A 17,833-nucleotide genomic window follows, 5' to 3' on the forward strand; every position below is an offset into this window, starting at 1 on the left:
GACAGGGTGTGCCGGGCGGACGGGGGTGAACCCGCATGACGACAAAGTTGGCTGCGCATGGGCGCGGGCGATGGCGTGCGTCCCCGGGACAACCGCATCGACCGTGCGCGTGGGCTGCCTTGTCGATGGGGTACCCAATGTTCAAAGTGATTTTCCGAAGTTCGATCTGCCTTGCCGCCGTCGCGGCCTCCTCCGCCGCGGCCGCCGACGAAGCGACGACCGCGCACGCCGTCGCCGCCGATGGCGACAGCATCATCGTCACCGCAACGCGCGCGCCGCTGACGCTCGACGAGGTGCCCTCGTCGATCGCGGTGCTCGACAAGGAAGCGATCGACCGCGCGCAGGACATCGGCGTGACCGAACTCCTGCTCCGCACGCCGGGCATCAGCATCTCGCGCAACGGCGGGTACGGCACGTCGACCTCGCTGCGTATCCGCGGCGCCGAATCCGAGCATAGCGTCGTCGTCATCGACGGGGTGAAGCTCAACGACCCGTCCTCGACCGGCGGCGGCTTCAACTTCACCAATTTGCTCGCGGGCGACATTTCGCGCATCGAGGTGCTGCGCGGGCCGCAGTCGATCCTGTGGGGCAGCCAGGCGATCGGCGGCGTGGTCAATGTCGTGACCGCCTCGCCCGAAAAGAGCCTCGAAGGCAGCTTCGATCTCGAGGCCGGATCGCGCGAGACGGTGAACGCGCGCGCCGCCATCGGCGGCCGCACTGGCCCCCTGAGCTGGCGCATCGGCGGCCAACGCTTCACCACCGAAGGCATTTCGTCGCACGCCAAGGCGTTCGGCGGGGTCGAGCGCGACGGCTATCGCAACCACAGCGTGTCGGGCCGCGCCGAACTGGCGCTTGCCGACAATGTCAGCGTCGATGTGCGCGGCTATTATTCGAGCGGCCGCGTCGAATTCGACGGGTTCAACGTCGACAGCAACGACTATGGGCTCAACAAGGAGTTCGTCGGCTATGCGGGGCTCAATTTCGACCTCGCGGGCGGGCGCTTCCGCAACCGCGTCGCTTACGCCTATACCGACACCAACCGCGACAATTTCAACCCCGACCGCGCGCGTCCGCAGAGCTTCGAGGCCGACGGCAAGAACAAGCGCTGGGAATATCAGGGCAGCTTCGATTTTACCGACCGCATCACCGCGATCTTCGGGGCGGAGAATGAGCGGTCGGATTTCCGCAGCCGTTCGCCCGCGGCCTCGCTCGCCACGCCGCTGCCCGCCTTCGCGCGCGGCAAGGCCGAGCTGACGAGCGTCTATGGCCAGCTCAGCGTTGAGCCGGTGGACGGCCTCACGCTCAACGGCGGCGTCCGCTACGACGATCACGACAGCTTTGGCAGCCAGACGCTGTTCGCTGCGGGCGGCGTGTGGCGCCTGTCGACCGGTACGGTGCTGCGCGCGAGCTATGGCGAAGGATTCAAGGCGCCGTCACTCTACCAGCAGTTCAGCGAATATGGGAATGTCGGGCTCGACCCCGAAGAGGCGCATGGCTGGGAAGCGGGCATCGAACAATATCTGTTCGACCGCAAATTCGTCGTCGGCGCGACCTGGTTCGACCGCAAGACGAAAAACCAGATCATCTACAACAGCTGTTCGTCGACCACGACCAACCCGATGTGTTTCGTGCCGGGCGACCCGACGACGCGGCGTTTCGGCTATTATTCGAACGTCGCGCGCAGCGAGGCGCACGGCGTCGAAGCCACCGCCGCACTGACCCTCGGCGCGCTGAAGCTCGATGGCAATTACAGCTGGATCGTCGCCGAGGATCGGTCGCCGGGTACCGCCAATTTCGGCAAATGGCTGCCGCGCCGTCCGCGCAACACCGCCAATGCCTCGGCAAGCTATGGCTTCGACTTCGGGCTCGAACTCGGTGCGGCGGTGCGCTGGTCGGGCAAAAGCTATGACAATGCGAGCAACGCCCAGCGGCTCGACGACTATACGCTCGTCGACCTGCGCGCCGAGTTCGCGCTGTCGGACGAAGTGAAGCTCTTCGCGCGCGCCGAGAATATCTTCGACGAGCAATATATGACCGCGTTCCGCTATGGCTCGCTCGGCCGCAGCATCTACGCCGGTATCAGGGGGCGCTTCTGATGGCGGTACTGTCGCAGCGCGGCGCGTCGGCGCTCTGGGTGTCGTTGCTGACGGCGGCGAGCACGGTGACGACGCTCGCGCTGGGCTGCGCGACGCCCTTTCCGTCGCTCGCGGCGCTCGCGGCGGTGCATATGCGCCGCCGCGACGGCATCCTGTTGATGCTGCTGGCGTGGGTGGCGAGCCAGTTCGTCGGCTTCTTCCTGCTCGGTTATCCGCGCGACGGAAGCACGCTCGCGTGGGGCGTCGGGCTCGGCACCGCGGCGGTGGGATCTGCGCTCGCCAGCCATGCGGCGTTGCAGGCGCTCCCCTACCGTTCGGTCGCGGCGCGGCTCGGCCTCGCCTATGCAGCGGGGTTCTCCGCGTTCAAGGCGATTATCCTCGTCTGGGCGCTCTTCCTCGGCGGGCTGCACACCGCAATGGCGCCCGACCTCCTCGCCGAACAGTTCGTGCGGAACGGCGCGATCCTGATCGGGCTCTACGCCCTGTATCGCGCGCTCGTCGCGATCGGGGTCCCGGCGCCGCCGAAAGCGGCAGCCGCCTGATGCTGACGCGCGTCGACCCGGGTCCGGCGGTTGTGGTGTGCAACACTTGCCGCCACAGCCGCACGTCCCGGGACGACGCGACAGGCGTGCGCGGTGGCGCGCGGCTGGTCGCGGCGCTGAAACAGCTCAAGCAGGACGAACCGCGCTACGCGAGCATCGCGGTGCAGGAAATGGCGTGCCTCTTCGCGTGCCAGGATCATTGCACCGTTCACCTGCGCGCACCCGACAAGGTCGGATATGTCCTTGGTCGGTTCACCGGCGACGAGGCGTCGGCGCGCGCCATTCTCGACTATGCGGTCCACTATGCCGCGAGCGAGCATGGCCGCGTCCCCTTTTCGCTTTGGCCCGAAGGGGTCAAAGGGCATTTCATCACGCGCACCCCGCCACCAGGATTTGTCGCCGAATGACCAGCTTTGCCTCCGCCCATGCCTTCGAACTCGCGCTCGCGAACTTGCGCCAACCCGATGACGCAGCCGCCAGCGACGCACGGACGCGGCAAGGCGAACTGACCAAACCCGCCGGCTCGCTGGGACGGCTCGAGGAACTGGCGGTCTTCTTCGCCGGCTGGCAGGGCAAGGCGCGGCCGAAAATTTCCCGCGCGCGCGCGGCGATCTTCGCGGGCAACCATGGCGTCACCGTCCATGGCGTCAGCGCCTTTCCGCCGAGCGTCACCGCGCAGATGGTCGCCAATTTCGCGGCCGGCGGCGCCGCGATCAACGCGCTGTCGGACGCCGCGGGGCTGGAGCTTTCCGTCGTTGCGCTCGACCTCGACCGGCCGACCGCCGATTTCACCGTCGATGCGGCGATGAGCGAGGCCGAATGCCTCGACGCGCTGAACCGCGGCGCCGCGGTCGTCGACGCCGACCTCGACCTCATCGTGCTGGGCGAGATGGGCATCGGCAATTCGACCGCCGCCGCCGCGCTCTGCGCGCGCAGCCTTGGCGGCAGCGCGGCCGATTGGGCGGGGCCGGGCACGGGGATCGACGGCCATGGCGTCGCGCGCAAGGCGGTGGTGATCGACCGGGCGATTGCTTTCCACGCGGACGCCCCACGCACGGCGTTCGAGACGCTACGCCGCGTCGGCGGACGCGAGATCGCCGCGATCGCGGGCGCGATCCTGCGCGCGCGCCAGCTCCGCATTCCGGTGCTGCTCGACGGCTTCATCTGCACCTCGGCGATCGCACCCCTCGCCGCCGACAATCCCGCGATCGCCGATCATTGCCTCGCGGGTCATTGCTCGGCCGAACCGGGGCACAAGCGCCTGCTGGGTCGGCTCGGCCTCGACCCGCTGCTGGCGCTCGACATGCGGCTCGGCGAAGGCAGCGGCGCGGCAGTCGCCACGAACATCGTCCGCAGCGCGCTCGCCGCGCACGACAGGATGGCGACTTTCGCCGAGGCTGCGGTTTCGGCATCGCTGTGAGCGGCTTCGCGCTCCACCTGCTGCGGCACGGCGCGCCCGAAACCCCGGGACTGTTGATGGGCCGCACCGACGGGGTCCCGACGGCCGACGGCATCGCGGCCTGCGTCACACAAGCCGCCGATCTCGGCATCGAAAAACTCGTCGCCTCGGATCTTCGGCGCAGCCGCGCGGCCGGCGAAGCGATCGGCGCCGCGACGGGCGTCGCGCTTTCGGTCGATCCGCGCTGGCGCGAACTCGATTTCGGCGACTGGGACGGCAAGGCGGCGAGCACGCTCGACTCCGGCGCGCTCAGCCGCTTCTGGGACGATCCCGACGCAAACCCGCCGCCGGGCGGCGAGCGCTGGTCGGCGCTCACCGCGCGCATCTCCGCCGCCATCGCCGACCTATCTCCCCTCCCCACCCTCATCGTCACCCATGGCGGCGCGATGCGTGCCGCGCTCCACATGCTGTGCGGGTTCGACCAGCGCCAGCTTTGGGCGTTCGACCTCCCTTATGCGTCGCTGCTTTCGCTCCGTGTCTGGCCGGGCGAACGGCCGGGCGCGCAGATTGCGGGGCTCTATCCATGAAGGGCCTCATCGTCGCGATTCAGTTTCTGACGCGCCTGCCGACGCCGCGCTTGACGGTGTCGAGCGACGAGTTCGCGGCGTCGATGCGCTGGTTTCCCGCCGTCGGGCTGATCGTCGGCGCGCTCGTCGCCGGCGCGGGCTGGGCGGGCGCGCGGATCGATCCATGGACGGGCGCGCTCACTGCGCTCGTCCTGTGGGTCGCGGTCACCGGCGCGCTCCACCTCGACGGGCTTGGCGATATCGCTGACGCAAGCGGCGCGGCGCATAAGGACCGCGAGCGGCTGCTCACGGTTCTCGGCGACCCGCATGCCGGAAGCTTCGCGGTGGTAGCGATTGCGCTGCAGCTGATGGCCAAGCTCGTGCTGCTCCACGCGCTGCTCGACCGGCAGGCATTCGTCGCCATCGCGCTCATACCCTTTGCCGCGCGGATCGGCCCGCTCGTCTGGTCGCGCGCGCTTCCCGACCTCCACGCCGGGCTCGGCTCGCGATTCCGCAACGCCGTGCGCCCGCTCGATTTCCTGATCTGGGGCCTCGCGCTCATCGCAGCAGCATGGGCTTCGCCGTCGCTGCTCGTCGCGCCGCTCGTTTTCCTCCTCTGGGGCTGGTGGCTCTCGCGCAAGATCGGCGGGATTTCGGGCGACGGGCACGGCGCGGGGATCGAGATCGGCGAAAGCCTGCTGCTCGCCGCGGCGTTGCTGCTGGCGCATCTCGCATGAGTAACCCCTGGACCTGGCACGGTGGGGGGCTCGAAGCCGCGAAACATCGTTTCGGCGGTGATAACTGGATCGACCTGTCGACGGGGATCAACCCGCACCCCTGGCCGGATGCCGCGAGCATGGAATTCGACTGGCAGCGACTGCCCGACACGCAGGATCTCGCGCGGCTCGAAGCCGTTGCTGCCGGCCATTTCGGCGTCGATGCGCGCCACGTCTGCGCGGTGCCGGGGACCGAGATCGGGCTGCGGCTCGTCGGTGCGCTGGTCGATGGACCCGCGCAACATGTCGCCCCCGGCTATCGCACGCATGGTGCGATGGTCGCGGGTAGCGCGGCGGTCACCTGGCCCGACGCAGGTGATCCCGCGGGCCACCTGATCCTCGCCAATCCGAATAATCCCGACGGCCGCGCCCTCGCCGCCGGCGCGATGCACGACCTGCTCGAACGCCGCACCGGCTGGCTGCTGGTGGATGAAGCCTTTGCCGACGCCGACCCGGCATCGAGCATCGCGGCGTCGGTGGGCGACACTCGGCGGCTCGTGGTCTTCCGCTCGTTCGGCAAATTCTTCGGCCTTGCCGGGGTACGGCTCGGCTTCGTCCTCGCCCCTTCGGCTCTTGTCGCGGCGCTGCGCGAGCGGCTGGGGGCGTGGCCCTTGTCGGCAGCGGCGATCGCGATCGGCACCGCTGCCTATGCCGACGCCGGCTGGATCGCTGCGGCGCGGCAGCGCCTTGGCGAAGACGCGGCAGCACTCGACACAATGATGGTTCGCCGGGGCCATCGTCCGGTGGGCGCCTGCCCGCTCTTTCGCCTGATCGAGGTCGACGATGCGCATGCGCTGTTCGAGCGGCTCGCCCGGCGCGCGATCCTGACCCGTCCCTTCGCCGACCAGCCGCGCTGGCTGCGCCTCGGCCTTCCGGCCGATGCCGATGCGCTGGCCCGCCTCGACGCGGCGCTCGCCGATGGCTGAACCCGTCGCGCTTACCGCGCTCGCGCTCGACGCGGCGTTCGGATGGCCGAGGCGCTTCTACGAACGCTTCGGCCATCCGGTCGGGCTGTTCGCGCGCATCATCGGCGCTTGCGAAGCGCGGTGGAACCGGCACGAATATCGCTTCGCGGCGCGGCGCGCGCTCGGTATCGTGACCCTGCTCATCCTGCTTCTCGTCGCGGCGGGTCTGGGCTGGACCGCGCAATATCTGCTGCTCGCCGCCTTCGGCGCGTGGGGCTGGATCGGTGTCGCGATCCTCGCCTGGCCTGCGCTCGCGCAGCGCAGCCTGTTCGACCATGTCCGCGCGGTCGTGGAGCGGATCGACGCAGGGGACCTGCCGGGCGCGCGGTCCGCCGTCGGCATGATCGTCGGCCGCGACACCGCGACGCTCGCCGAAGCCGGCGTGGCGCGCGCGGCGATCGAAAGCCTCGCCGAAAGCTTTTGCGACGGCGTCGCGGCGCCGCTGTTCTGGCTCCTCCTCCTCGGCCTGCCCGGCGTCTGGGCCTATAAGGCGGCGAACACCGCCGACAGCCTGATCGGCCACCGCGAAGAGCGCTGGCGCGCCTTCGGCTGGCCCGCCGCGCGGACCGACGATTTCGCCAACTGGATTCCGGCGCGGCTGTCGGGCGCGTTGATCTGCCTCGCGGGCGGGCGCGGGTGGCGCATCCTGTGGCGCGACGCGCGCAAACATGCTTCGCCCAACGCGGGCTGGCCCGAGGCAGCGATGGCGGGCGCGCTGGGGCTTCGGCTCGCGGGGCCGATCGCCTATGACGGGGTGATGCACGACAAGCCTTGGATCGGAGACGGCGGCAGCGACGCGGGCGGCGAGGAAATCGACCGCGCGCTCGCCGTCTATGTGCGCGCCTGCCTGCTCCTGTGGCTGATCGCGGGAGCCGCGCTGTGGCTGCGCTGATGCTACAGGGCACCGGGTCCGACGTCGGCAAGTCGGTGCTCGTCGCCGCGCTGTGCCGCGCACTGACCCATCGCGGCCTTCGCGTCCGGCCGTTCAAGCCGCAGAATATGTCGAACAATGCCGCGGTCACCGTCGACGGCGGCGAAATCGGGCGCGCGCAGGCGCTGCAGGCGATCGCGTGCCGGACGGAGCCGCACAGCGACGTGAACCCGGTGCTGCTGAAACCGCAGGCCGACCGCACCTCGCAGCTCATCGTCCACGGCCGCGTGCGCGGCACGCTCGGCAGCGGCAATTTCCGCGAAGCACGCGGCGCGCTGATGACCGAAGTGCTCGAAAGCTATCACCGGCTGCGCGCGGAATGCGACATTATGATCGTCGAGGGCGCGGGGTCGCCCGCCGAGATCAATTTGCGCGCGGGCGATATCGCGAACATGGGCTTCGCGCGCGCCGCGAACGTCCCCGTCATATTGATCGGCGATATCGACCGCGGCGGCGTGATCGCCTCGCTCGTCGGGACGCGCGCGGTGATCGATACGCAAGACGCCGCGATGATCCGCGGCTTCCTGATCAACAAGTTCCGCGGCGACCCCGCGCTGTTCGACGACGGTTATCGCGCGATCGAGGCGCGCAGCGGCTGGCCCGGCTTCGGCGTCATCCCCTGGCTGAAGGCCGCCGCGCGCCTGCCGAGCGAGGATGCGGTGATCCTCGAACGCCCCGCCGACCCGCGCGAGGGGCGCAAGCTGATCGCCTGCCCTATCGTGCCGCGCATCTCGAATTTCGACGATCTCGACCCGCTGAAGCTCGAACCCGGGGTCGAACTGATGATGGTGCCGCCGGGCCGGCCGATCCCTGCCGAGGCCGCAGTCGTCGTCCTGCCGGGTTCGAAAGCGACGATCGCCGACATGGCGGCGCTCCGCGCCGAAGGCTGGGATATCGACATCCTCGCGCATCATCGGCGCGGCGGCCTGATCGTGGGCCTCTGCGGCGGGTACCAGATGCTCGGTCGACGGATCGCCGATCCGCTCGGACTCGAAGGCGCGCCAGCCGAGATCGACGGCCTCGGCCTGCTCGACGTCGAAACGACGCTCTCACCGGCAAAGACGCTGCGCCATGTGCGCGGCACCGCGCTCGGTGCGGCGATGGAGGGATATGAAATGCATATGGGCGAAACCACGGGCCCAGGCATCGAGCGGTCTTTCGCGCGGCTCGACGACGGCACGCACGACGGCGCGATCGATCCGGGCGGCCATGTGTTCGGATCTTATCTGCACGGCCTGTTCGCATCGTCCGGCATGCGGCGCGCGATGCTCGCGCGGATCGGCGTCGCGGGCGGCGGGCGCGACTATGCCGCCGACGTCGATGCCGCGCTCGATGCGATCGCCGCCGAATTCGCCGAACATGCCGACATCGACGGGCTGCTGCGGGTCGCGGAGGCGGGCGCATGACCGCGCTGTTCGTGATCGGCGGCGCGCGGTCAGGGAAGAGCCGCTATGCGCAAGCCCGCGCCGAGGCCATGGGGGGAAGCCTCGTCTTCGTCGCGACCGCCGAAGCGTTCGACGACGAGATGCACGCGCGCATTGCGCAGCACCGCGCCGACCGCGACGCGCGCTGGCGCACCGTCGAGGCGCCGCGCGACCTCGCCGCCGCGATCGGTGCGCTGGACGATGGCCGGGCGGTGGTGCTCGTCGATTGCCTCACGCTCTGGACGTCGAACCTGTTGCTCGCCGATGCCGACATCCCCGCTGCGGCGGCCGAACTCTGCGCCGCGATCGGCCGTTTCAAGGGATCGCTGATCCTCGTCGCCAATGAAGTCGGGCTGGGCATCGTCCCCGACAATGCGCTCGCCCGGCAGTTCCGCGATGCGGCGGGACAGCTCAACCAGGCGGTCGCCGCATCGGCGGACGAAGTCGTGCTGCTCACCGCCGGGCTCCCCCTCACGCTCAAGGCGCGGGAAGCTTGACCTCGGGCAAGGCGGCGAGTTCGGCCTTGGTCATCGTCGTCGACAGGTCGGTGTCATCGCCGCGCACGAGCGTCTTGAGACCCGCGACCGGGACATGGACGAAGCGGTCGGGATGGCTGTCCTCGATTTCGACCAGCAGCCGGTCGACCGTGCCGCCCGCATCCCTGACCACCGCGGCGACGTCGCCCAGTTCGGTGCCGTCGCTGCCGATCAGTTCGGCATCGAGGAGCTGCGCTTCGCTGAGGCCGAGGGCTACGGGAGCGGGCCCCGCGGCGATCGCACTCTTCTCGGCGGTGCGCTCCATCTTGTCCTCGGCGGCATCATTCTTGTCGGTACACGCCGCGACGAGCGCCAGCGGCACGAGCGGGAGAAAGAGATTTCGCATCCTGTTTTCCTTTCACAATCACCGGGTCAACGTGCGACCCCAAAGGTGGTTGCCCGCCGGAAGACCCCGATTTCGCGGGATCGATCGATGCATCCCCGCCTATCGGGCGTGTCGCGCGATCTTGCAGCTGATCCGCGCCGCCTTCGCCTTCATCACAAGCTGCCGGCCCGCGTCGCGTTCGACGGCGACGAAGGGACGCCACGACGACGCCCCCGGCGCCACCGCGACGAGATGCACACGGCCTCCGGTGTCGCGCAGCACGATTGCGGGCGGGTAGCGCTCGACCGTCAGATCTTCAGCACCGCCCGCGCCGCTGCACTGCGCCTTCGCGGCGTTCGCCGCGCCGGGACCGCGAAGCACCCGCAATATCGCAAGGCGCTCGGCAAAGGCACCGGCGACACAGGCGCGTCCGTCGGACTGGAACGCACAAAGCGCGCGGCGCCGCACCCAGTCCGCCTGCGGCTCGATCCGGTCGGGGTCGAACCCGGCGAACGACACCCGCGACAACAAGCCGTTCATCTCGCTATTGGCCGCGCCGAGGTCGCGATCGTCGCAGATCATCGTGTCGATCGCATAGACGGGGCGCGCGCAATCGATGACCGGTTGGTCGGGCGGCGGCGGCACCGCCGCGGGCTGCCCATACGCCGGCAACGCCACCAGCAAAGTCAGCGCGAGGCCGGCGATGCGCGGCGCGCGCGTCATTTCGCTTCTTCGCTCGCGAGCACCGTCAGCTTGCCGCCGGTGGAGGCGGGCAGCACGGGCGCCTGCGTCACCAGCATCGTCGTCCCCGGCACAACCACCCCTAGCACCGCCTTGCGAAAGGCTTCGGGAATCCGCGCCTTGCCCGCGATGCTCATGTCGAGCGGCCGCCCCTGATCGCCGTCGTGCCCCGGGACGGCGACATAGGCCCAATGGCCCTCGGCACCGCCCGCGCCCGCGATATAGGTCAGCACATGCGTCTCGAAATTCTGGTCGGGCAGTTCGACGCGCGCGCGGCCGATCTCGATCCCGTTGCGCATCACGATCGCGCGCCCGTCGCTGCGCGACAGGATGATCGTCAATGGCCCGGTCGGCGACAATTCGGGTTGCCAGCGATAGCTTTCGTCGGCGGCGAGCGGCATATGGGTCCCGCGCCGGTCGCCCGCCGGGCTGAAGACACCCGCCGAAGCCCCGCCGATCGGTTCACCCGCGCGTCCGCTGACGATCACCGTCCCGCCGAGCTGGGTCGTCGCGAACAGAAGTTTGGAAAATTCGAGCGGCAGGTGCACGCAGCCGTGGCTTTCGGGATAGCCCGGCAGGCCGCCGGCATGGAGCGCGACCCCGTCCCACGTCAGCCGTTCCTGATAGGGCATCGGCGCGTCATTATATTTGCTCGACCGATGGTGTGGGTCCTTCTGGAGGATCGTGAACACCCCCGTCGGGGTTTCGTGTCCCGGCTTCCCGCTCGATACCGTCGAGACGCCGATCCGCACGCCGTTGCGATAGACGGTCGCGACCTGCCCCGACAGGTCGACGACGACGAGGACCGGGCCCTTGGGCGAAATTTCGGGCGCCCACACCCACTGACCGGGTTGCAGCCGGCCGGCCTCGCGCGCCAGTTCGACCGCAGACGTCGTATGCGCGCCCTGCGCGAGCGCGCTCGCGGGGAGAGCGACCGAGAGCGCCAACAGGCCGAACGGGATCAGGTGCAATGCCAAAGAAATCCTCCCCTTAAAGCCCGGGTCCCGCCGAGCGCCGCCACCGCGCGACCAGCTTGCCAATCCCGAGTAGAATCAGCATATTGAGCGCCATCGCGGCGGCCAGCAGGATCATCGTGGCGGCCGTCCCCAGCGTTGGCAAATGCCCGAGCGCGGCGCTCCACGGCAGCGCGAGCAGGATCGCGAACACCCCGCCGAGCGGATCCTGCGCAACGCCGAACCAGCCATATATGCTCGCCGGAACAAGCAGAAGCGCAATCAGGCACAGCAGCGCATAAAGCGCCGCGAGCACGCGAAAGACGATCACCTCACGCCGATCGTCAGCGTGTAATTGGCGGTCTCGTTCCGGCGTGCGGCGTTGCGCATCAGATAGACGCGCACCTTGTAATCGCCGCTCGACGGGATCTGGACGCTGGCACGGTTGCCGTCGGTCGACCCGGTGAACATCGCGGCGTCGGCACCCGGCGCGATGATGTTGAAATAAGCCGACGCATTGCTCGTCGTCAGCGACACCGTCATCGTCTGTCCCGCCCGCACGCCGAGCGCATAGTCGACCGTCTGATAGCCTTTGATCGACGCCTTGATCGCCTTCGACGAAGCGCCCTTGGCAAACTGGACGCGCTCGGTGCGGATCGGCGCCTGCGCCAGCGACGGCACGGCTAGCGCGGCAACCAGGACAGCGGTCATCAAGGTCTTCCTCATCACCTTTTCTCCTCACATCAGGGACCGGCAGTTCATGCAGTCGGTACGAACAGATTCAGTATAGCTGGGGCCGGGTTTGAACTTGCAACCGGTTTCCATCCATGTATCATTGAATCGAAACTTGCAAAAGCGATGAACAGTGGGAGATAGGGGGCGAAAACATCGCTTTTCCCGGCCTTGTCCGCTGTTCATATGTTGCCCGATCGCGTTTCGAGGAGGACAATGATGACCGTCCGGAAATCCGCTCCCACCCTTCTCGCGGCGTTCGCCATCGCATCCTTGCTGGCTTGCGGGTCGGGCAATCCCGACGCGAAGAAACCCGCGGACGATTTCGCCTGGCCCGCATCGCTTGTCACCGTCGGCGACGGCTATCCGGCCCCCGGCGCGCCGTGCCGCCGCGTCGGTGAATCCGCGGCGACCTCCAATTTCCTCGACGATTCAGCGACGCTCGTGGGCTGCCCCGGCCGCCCCGGCGATCCCGCCGCCAGCGCGATCACGACGATAGCCGGCACGGTCGTGGGCGAGGTCGATGGCGTGACGCTGATTTCGGTCCCGGCCGCGCGCGAGGCCGCGCCCGGCATGACCCCTCCGGTCGCCGCGCCCGCCGGCAAGGTAAGCGACGAGGGGGGCGATGCGCTCGTCGCCGGAACGAACTTCAACGCCACCGGGACCGTGCCATGCGCGCGCAGTGCCGGGCAACCGACCACCGAATGCCGTTTCGGGGTCGTGCGTGCGGCCGACGGCAGCGCGACGGTCACGATCTTCTGGCCGGGCGGCGGACAGCGCGCGATCTTCTTCGACACCGCGGGCAAGCCGACCGGCTTCGACGCCAACCAGGCCGACGGTTCGGCGAAGGCGCAGATCAGATCGCGACGCGATTCCGATCTCAACCTGATTTCGATCGGAACCGAGCGTTACGAGATTCCGGACGTCGTGGTCGTCGGCGACTAGCCGCGATGCCGGGAAGCGAGCCGATGTGCCGGATCATGACACTCTGCGAGTCAAAGCCGCGATCGCGACGAAGGGAGGCCTTGAAACAGGCGGGTAGCCGGTCGGCATGCATGGAAAAACGACGAAAGGTCTGTTAAGGTTAGACAACAGCTTGAGCATATGAACGGGGGAAACCGTCGATGAGTCAAAATGCTGATCCGGGGACGAGAAAAAGGGAACTGCGCCTCTTCCTCTTCATGACCGTAGTGCTGTTTCCGGTGCTCGCGGTACTGACCGTGGCCGCTTACGGCTTCCTCGTCTGGATGTGGCAACTCCTCAACGGCCCGCCGGGGGTGTGACCGGCACGGCGGCCTTTTCGGCGGACCGCCGCGCTTTCCTGCGCGGGCGCGCCGAGGTGCCGTCGCCGCTCCGTCCACCATGGGCGCTCGATGAGGCCCGCTTCGTCGATATCTGCACCGGCTGCGACGATTGCATCACCGCCTGTCCCGAACATGTGCTGGTCCGCGGCGACGGGGGCTATCCGCTCTTCGACCCGCGGCAGGGCGAATGCCTGTTCTGCGAAAAATGCGTCGAGGCGTGCGACACCGGTGCGCTCGACGGCAGATTGTCCGGCCCATGGACGATCAAGGCGGGCATTGCCGCCGCCTGTCTTGCGCACAATGGCGTGACCTGTTTCAGCTGCCGCGATGCGTGCGGCGAGGCGGCGATCCGCTTTCGCCCCGCGGTCGGCGGCGCGCTTCCCGAACTCGATCCCGCACGCTGCACCGGTTGCGGCGCGTGCGTCGGGGTCTGTCCCGTCGCGGCGATTTCGCTGGCGATGCCGGAGGCGCTCGATGGTTGACGAAGTCCATATCGCAAGCTTCATCGTCCACCACCGGCCCGACGCGATCGCCGCGATCGAGCATCTCGCCGCGGCGACGCCCGGCGCCGAGATTGCGGCGCGCGAGGCGGGACGCGCGATCCTGCTCCACGAAGGCGGCGGAACGCGCGAGCTTCTCGCCTGCATGGACGCGGTGCAGGCGCTCGCCGGGGTCGTCGGCGTCAGCCTTGTCTATCATCATGCCGAACCGCGCAGCACGCTCGGCGACATCGTCGAGCCCAGCGCAGAACAGGGGAGCCGTTTATGACGACGCGCCGTGATTTCATCCGGGCCAGCGCGGTGGGGGCCGCGGCATCGGCCGCCGGCATCGCGGTTCCCGCGAGCTTCGCCGAAACGGCGACGACCGCGGCGCCGGCCGACGTCAAATGGTCGAAAGCGCCGTGCCGTTTCTGCGGCACTGGCTGCGGGGTGCAGGTCGCGGTGCAGGCGGGGCGTGTCGTCGCGACGCACGGCGATGCCGATGCCGAGGTCAATCGCGGGCTCAACTGCGTGAAGGGCTATTTCCTTTCGAAGATCATGTACGGCACCGACCGGCTGACCACCCCTCTGCTGCGCAAGAAGGACGGCCAGTTTTCCAAGGATGGCGATTTCGAACCGGTGAGCTGGGACGAAGCGTTCGACGTCATGGCGGCACAGTTCAAGCGCGTGCTGAAGGCGAAGGGCGGGACCGGGATCGGCATGGCGGGGTCGGGCCAGTGGACCGTCTGGGAAGGCTATGCCGCGAACAAGCTGATGAAGGCGGGGTTCCGGTCGAACCATATCGACCCCAATGCACGGCACTGCATGGCGTCGGCGGTCACCGGCTTCATGCGTACCTTCGGCATGGACGAACCGATGGGCTGCTATGACGATTTCGAGGCCGCCGATGCGTTCGTGCTCTGGGGCTCGAACATGGCGGAGATGCACCCGATATTGTGGACGCGCGTCACCGACCGGCGGCTGTCGCACGACCATGTGAAGGTCGCGGTGCTGTCGACTTTCGAACATCGCAGCTTCGACCTTGCCGACATCCCGATCATCTTCAAACCGCAGACCGACCTCGCGATCCTGAACTATATTGCGAACCACATCATCCAGTCGGGCAAGGTCAACGAGGATTTCGTGCGCAAGCATGTGAGCTTCAAGCGCGGCAACGACGATATCGGCTATGGCCTCCGCCCCGACAATCCGCTCGAGCTGAAGGCCAGGAATGCGAAGGATGCGGGCGGCAGCACCCCAATCGATTTCGACGCCTTCAAGGAATTCGTCGAGCCCTATACGCTCGACTATGCCGCCGAGCTGAGCGGGGTCGAGAAAGGCTTTCTGAAGCACCTCGCCGAACTCTACGCCGACCCCAAGGTCAAGGTGATGTCGCTGTGGACGATGGGCTTCAACCAGCACACCCGCGGCACCTGGGCCAATAACATGGTCTATAATATCCACCTCCTGACCGGGAAGATCGCGACGCCGGGGAACAGCCCCTTCTCGCTCACCGGCCAGCCATCGGCGTGCGGCACCGCGCGCGAGGTCGGCACTTTCTCGCACCGCCTGCCCGCCGACCTCGTCGTAACCAACCCCGAGCACCGCAAGCATGCAGAGGAAATCTGGAAGCTCCCCGACGGGCTGATCGTCGACAAGGTCGGCTATCATATCGTCGAGCAGAACCGGATGCTGAAGGACGGCAAGCTCAATGCCTATTGGGTGATGGCGAACAACAATATGCAGGCGGCGGCGAACCTCGGGAACGAGGGCTATCCGGGCTATCGCAACCCCGACAATTTCATCGTCGTGTCGGACCCCTATCCCACCGTCACCGCGCAGGCGGCCGACCTGATCCTGCCCACCGCGATGTGGGTCGAAAAGGAAGGCGCCTATGGCAACGCCGAGCGGCGCACGCAATTCTGGCACCAACTCGTCAAGGCGCCGGGCGAGGCGCGATCGGACCTGTGGCAGCTCATGGAATTTTCCAAACGCTTCACCACCGACGAATGCTGGCCCGCCGAGCTGCTCGCCGCCAACCCCGCGTACAAGGGCAAGACTTTGTTCGAGGTGCTCTATCGCAACGGCAAGGTCGATCGCTTCGCACCGGGCGAGGTCGAAGCGGGCTATGCGAATGACGAGGCGGCGGCGTTCGGCTTTTACCCGCAAAAGGGCCTGTTCGAGGAATATGCCGAATTCGGGCGCGGCCACGGTCACGACCTCGCCCCCTTCGATGAATATCACAAGGCGCGCGGACTGCGCTGGCCGGTGGTGAACGGCAAGGAGACGCGCTGGCGCTACAAGGAAGGCACCGACCCCTATGTGAAGCCGGGAAGCGACTGGCAGTTTTACGGCAACAAGGACGGGCGCGCGGTGATCTGGGCCTTGCCTTATGAACCGCCGGCGGAATCGCCCGATACCGATTATGATCTGTGGCTCGCGACCGGGCGCGTGCTCGAACATTGGCATTCGGGGTCGATGACGATGCGCGTTCCCGAACTCTACAAGGCTTTCCCCTCGGCGGTCGTCTTCATGAATCCCGACGACGCCAAGGCGCGCGGGCTGAAACGCGGCGACGAGGTCAAGGTGATCTCGCGGCGCGGCGAGATGCGCAGCCGGGTCGAGACGCGCGGGCGCAACCGCGTACCGTCGGGGCTGGTCTTCGTCCCCTGGTTCGACGCCGCGCAGCTCATCAACAAGACGACGCTCGATGCGACCTGCCCGATTTCCAAGCAGACCGACTTCAAGAAATGCGCGGTCAAGGTGGTGATGGCATGAGGGGGCTTCTGATCCGCGCGCTGTTGCCGCTGGTCGCCGCCGCAAGCCTCGCCGCGTGCGGGTCGAAGCATGAGGAAACGCCGCGCAAGGCACCGAGCGCCCCGGTGGTCATCACGAATGCCGGGCAACAAATCGATGCGATCCGCCGCGGCGTCCCGATCGACAAGGAAGCCTCGCCGCTGCCGATGGCGCGCGTCGAGAATTTCGACCGCGTCCGCCCGGTGAATTACGAAATGCAGCCACCGACGATCCCGCACGCGATCGACAATTACCAGCTCACCGTGAACACCAACCGCTGCATGCTGTGCCACACGCGGTCGAACGCGAAGAAATTCCAGGCGCCGCCGGTCAGCGACGCGCATTATCTGACGCGCGACGGCAAGGTGCTCGAGGAGATTTCGTCGCGCCGTTATTTCTGCGTCCAGTGCCACGTCGTCCAGACCGACGCCGAGCCGCTGGTCGCGAACCGGTTCGAGGGCCTCAACACCACATTGGCGAAGGAGGAGAAGCAATGATCGGGGGGCGGCTTCGCACGATCTGGCTGCGCGTCTGGGGCTGGATCAAACCCTTCTGGACCACGGTGTGGCGGCCCAGCCTGCATTTCAGCATGGGGTTCCTGACGCTCGGGGGCTTCATCGCCGGGATCATCTTCTGGGGCGGTTTCAACACCGCGATGGAGGCGACCAATACCGAGGCATTTTGCACCAGCTGCCACGAAATGAACGACAATGTCTTCGCCGAGCTCAAGACGACGATCCACTACAACAACCGGTCGGGCGTGCGCGCGGTCTGTTCGGACTGCCATGTCCCGCACAATTGGACCGACAAGATGGGCCGCAAGATGCAGGCGTCGAAAGAAGTATGGGGCAAGATTTTCGGGTCGATCGAATCGCGCGAGAAGTTCCTCGATAAACGGCTCGAACTCGCCAAGCATGAGTGGGCGCGCCTGAAGGCGAATGATTCGCTCGAATGCCGCAACTGCCATCAATATGATTCGATGGACCTCACCCGCCAGTCGCCGCGCGCCGGGCAGATCCACCAGCAATATCTGGGGACGGGCCAGAAAACATGCATCGATTGCCACAAGGGCATCGCGCATCACTTGCCCAATATGAAGGGCATCCCGCAAGGCTGAGCCGGAGCCCATCTCCGTCGGACATCGGCCTTGCCGGACGCTTCGACCAAGCGGCGCGGTTTCGCGCGTTGCCGCGGCGAGACCAGCGGGTTGCAGGACGCACGGACGAGCAAGCCGCCACTCGGGCATCATTTCAGGAAAACGATGGAAA

General features: G+C 67.6%; 22 protein-coding genes. 17 read left to right on the forward strand and 5 right to left on the reverse strand.

The annotated features are described in order from the left end of the window. Positions 1 to 137: 137 nt before the first annotated feature. The 10 genes from VGN62_RS06780 to cobU are packed head-to-tail and all read left to right on the forward strand — an operon-like array spanning position 138 to position 9,196. On the forward strand, positions 138 to 2,096 hold the full coding sequence (locus VGN62_RS06780; protein ID WP_327452112.1) for a TonB-dependent receptor plug domain-containing protein: 1,959 nt from the start codon (positions 138 to 140) through the stop codon (positions 2,094 to 2,096). Continuing rightward, positions 2,096 to 2,638: a hypothetical protein gene (locus VGN62_RS06785; RefSeq protein WP_327452114.1), complete on the forward strand. Its 543-nt coding sequence runs from the start codon at positions 2,096 to 2,098 to the stop codon at positions 2,636 to 2,638. The genes VGN62_RS06780 and VGN62_RS06785 overlap by 1 nt, the downstream gene beginning before the upstream one ends. Beyond that, on the forward strand, positions 2,638 to 3,045 hold the full coding sequence (locus tag VGN62_RS06790; RefSeq protein WP_327452116.1) for a DUF1636 domain-containing protein: 408 nt from the start codon (positions 2,638 to 2,640) through the stop codon (positions 3,043 to 3,045). The genes VGN62_RS06785 and VGN62_RS06790 overlap by 1 nt, the downstream gene beginning before the upstream one ends. Then, complete coding sequence (gene cobT, locus VGN62_RS06795) at positions 3,042 to 4,058, forward strand: nicotinate-nucleotide--dimethylbenzimidazole phosphoribosyltransferase (protein ID WP_327452118.1); 1,017 nt, start codon at positions 3,042 to 3,044, stop codon at positions 4,056 to 4,058. The genes VGN62_RS06790 and cobT overlap by 4 nt, the downstream gene beginning before the upstream one ends. Beyond that, the gene (locus VGN62_RS06800; protein ID WP_327452120.1) at positions 4,055 to 4,624 is read left to right on the forward strand and encodes a histidine phosphatase family protein; all 570 of its coding nucleotides are present in this window, start codon (positions 4,055 to 4,057) and stop codon (positions 4,622 to 4,624) included. The genes cobT and VGN62_RS06800 overlap by 4 nt, the downstream gene beginning before the upstream one ends. Further along, entirely contained in the window at positions 4,621 to 5,340 is a 720-nt protein-coding gene (locus tag VGN62_RS06805) for an adenosylcobinamide-GDP ribazoletransferase (RefSeq protein WP_327452122.1), read from the forward strand. Before VGN62_RS06800 ends, VGN62_RS06805 begins: the two co-directional genes overlap by 4 nt. After that, positions 5,337 to 6,305, forward strand: a complete 969-nt coding sequence (locus VGN62_RS06810) for an aminotransferase class I/II-fold pyridoxal phosphate-dependent enzyme (RefSeq protein WP_327452124.1) — start codon at positions 5,337 to 5,339, stop codon at positions 6,303 to 6,305. The genes VGN62_RS06805 and VGN62_RS06810 overlap by 4 nt, the downstream gene beginning before the upstream one ends. Continuing rightward, the gene (gene cbiB / locus VGN62_RS06815) at positions 6,298 to 7,236 is read left to right on the forward strand and encodes an adenosylcobinamide-phosphate synthase CbiB (RefSeq protein WP_327452126.1); all 939 of its coding nucleotides are present in this window, start codon (positions 6,298 to 6,300) and stop codon (positions 7,234 to 7,236) included. Before VGN62_RS06810 ends, cbiB begins: the two co-directional genes overlap by 8 nt. Next, complete coding sequence (locus tag VGN62_RS06820; protein WP_327452128.1) at positions 7,224 to 8,681, forward strand: cobyric acid synthase; 1,458 nt, start codon at positions 7,224 to 7,226, stop codon at positions 8,679 to 8,681. The genes cbiB and VGN62_RS06820 overlap by 13 nt, the downstream gene beginning before the upstream one ends. Further along, positions 8,678 to 9,196 carry a bifunctional adenosylcobinamide kinase/adenosylcobinamide-phosphate guanylyltransferase gene (gene cobU / locus VGN62_RS06825; protein ID WP_327452130.1) on the forward strand — a complete coding sequence of 173 codons (519 nt, stop codon included), beginning with the start codon at positions 8,678 to 8,680 and terminating at the stop codon, positions 9,194 to 9,196. Before VGN62_RS06820 ends, cobU begins: the two co-directional genes overlap by 4 nt. On the opposite strand, the gene VGN62_RS06830 is transcribed toward cobU, so the two are convergent. The 5 genes from VGN62_RS06830 to VGN62_RS06850 all read right to left on the reverse strand — a co-directional run bounded on the left by VGN62_RS06830 (position 9,177) and on the right by VGN62_RS06850 (position 11,965). Next, on the reverse strand, positions 9,177 to 9,581 hold the full coding sequence (locus tag VGN62_RS06830; RefSeq protein ID WP_327452132.1) for a PRC-barrel domain containing protein: 405 nt from the start codon (positions 9,579 to 9,581) through the stop codon (positions 9,177 to 9,179). The genes cobU and VGN62_RS06830 overlap by 20 nt on opposite strands. A 99-nt stretch (positions 9,582 to 9,680) precedes the next feature. Then, positions 9,681 to 10,283 (reverse strand): hypothetical protein, encoded by a 603-nt coding sequence (locus tag VGN62_RS06835; protein ID WP_327452134.1) that lies wholly within the window; start codon positions 10,281 to 10,283, stop codon positions 9,681 to 9,683. Further along, positions 10,280 to 11,278 (reverse strand): L,D-transpeptidase, encoded by a 999-nt coding sequence (locus VGN62_RS06840; RefSeq protein WP_327452136.1) that lies wholly within the window; start codon positions 11,276 to 11,278, stop codon positions 10,280 to 10,282. Before VGN62_RS06840 ends, VGN62_RS06835 begins: the two co-directional genes overlap by 4 nt. Positions 11,279 to 11,291: 13 nt before the next feature. Further along, the gene (locus tag VGN62_RS06845; RefSeq protein WP_327452138.1) at positions 11,292 to 11,585 is read right to left on the reverse strand and encodes a hypothetical protein; all 294 of its coding nucleotides are present in this window, start codon (positions 11,583 to 11,585) and stop codon (positions 11,292 to 11,294) included. Continuing rightward, on the reverse strand, positions 11,582 to 11,965 hold the full coding sequence (locus VGN62_RS06850; protein WP_327452140.1) for a hypothetical protein: 384 nt from the start codon (positions 11,963 to 11,965) through the stop codon (positions 11,582 to 11,584). The genes VGN62_RS06845 and VGN62_RS06850 overlap by 4 nt, the downstream gene beginning before the upstream one ends. 240 nt (positions 11,966 to 12,205) lie before the next feature. On the opposite strand from VGN62_RS06850, the gene VGN62_RS06855 reads away from it, so the two are divergent. From VGN62_RS06855 to VGN62_RS06885, 7 genes are all read left to right on the forward strand, one after another. Further along, positions 12,206 to 12,931, forward strand: a complete 726-nt coding sequence (locus VGN62_RS06855) for a hypothetical protein (protein WP_327452142.1) — start codon at positions 12,206 to 12,208, stop codon at positions 12,929 to 12,931. A gap of 179 nt (positions 12,932 to 13,110) precedes the next feature. After that, on the forward strand, positions 13,111 to 13,269 hold the full coding sequence (gene napE, locus VGN62_RS06860) for a periplasmic nitrate reductase, NapE protein (protein ID WP_327452144.1): 159 nt from the start codon (positions 13,111 to 13,113) through the stop codon (positions 13,267 to 13,269). Further along, complete coding sequence (gene napF / locus VGN62_RS06865) at positions 13,266 to 13,772, forward strand: ferredoxin-type protein NapF (protein WP_327452147.1); 507 nt, start codon at positions 13,266 to 13,268, stop codon at positions 13,770 to 13,772. The genes napE and napF overlap by 4 nt, the downstream gene beginning before the upstream one ends. Then, positions 13,765 to 14,058: a chaperone NapD gene (locus VGN62_RS06870; protein WP_327452149.1), complete on the forward strand. Its 294-nt coding sequence runs from the start codon at positions 13,765 to 13,767 to the stop codon at positions 14,056 to 14,058. Before napF ends, VGN62_RS06870 begins: the two co-directional genes overlap by 8 nt. Beyond that, positions 14,055 to 16,547: a periplasmic nitrate reductase subunit alpha gene (napA, locus tag VGN62_RS06875; protein ID WP_327452151.1), complete on the forward strand. Its 2,493-nt coding sequence runs from the start codon at positions 14,055 to 14,057 to the stop codon at positions 16,545 to 16,547. The genes VGN62_RS06870 and napA overlap by 4 nt, the downstream gene beginning before the upstream one ends. Further along, positions 16,544 to 17,062 carry a nitrate reductase cytochrome c-type subunit gene (locus tag VGN62_RS06880; protein ID WP_327452153.1) on the forward strand — a complete coding sequence of 173 codons (519 nt, stop codon included), beginning with the start codon at positions 16,544 to 16,546 and terminating at the stop codon, positions 17,060 to 17,062. The genes napA and VGN62_RS06880 overlap by 4 nt, the downstream gene beginning before the upstream one ends. Next, complete coding sequence (locus VGN62_RS06885) at positions 17,059 to 17,682, forward strand: NapC/NirT family cytochrome c (RefSeq protein ID WP_327452155.1); 624 nt, start codon at positions 17,059 to 17,061, stop codon at positions 17,680 to 17,682. Before VGN62_RS06880 ends, VGN62_RS06885 begins: the two co-directional genes overlap by 4 nt. Positions 17,683 to 17,833 lie beyond the last annotated feature (151 nt).

This window comes from Sphingopyxis sp. (genome assembly GCF_035998905.1).
Lineage (GTDB): Bacteria > Pseudomonadota > Alphaproteobacteria > Sphingomonadales > Sphingomonadaceae > Sphingopyxis.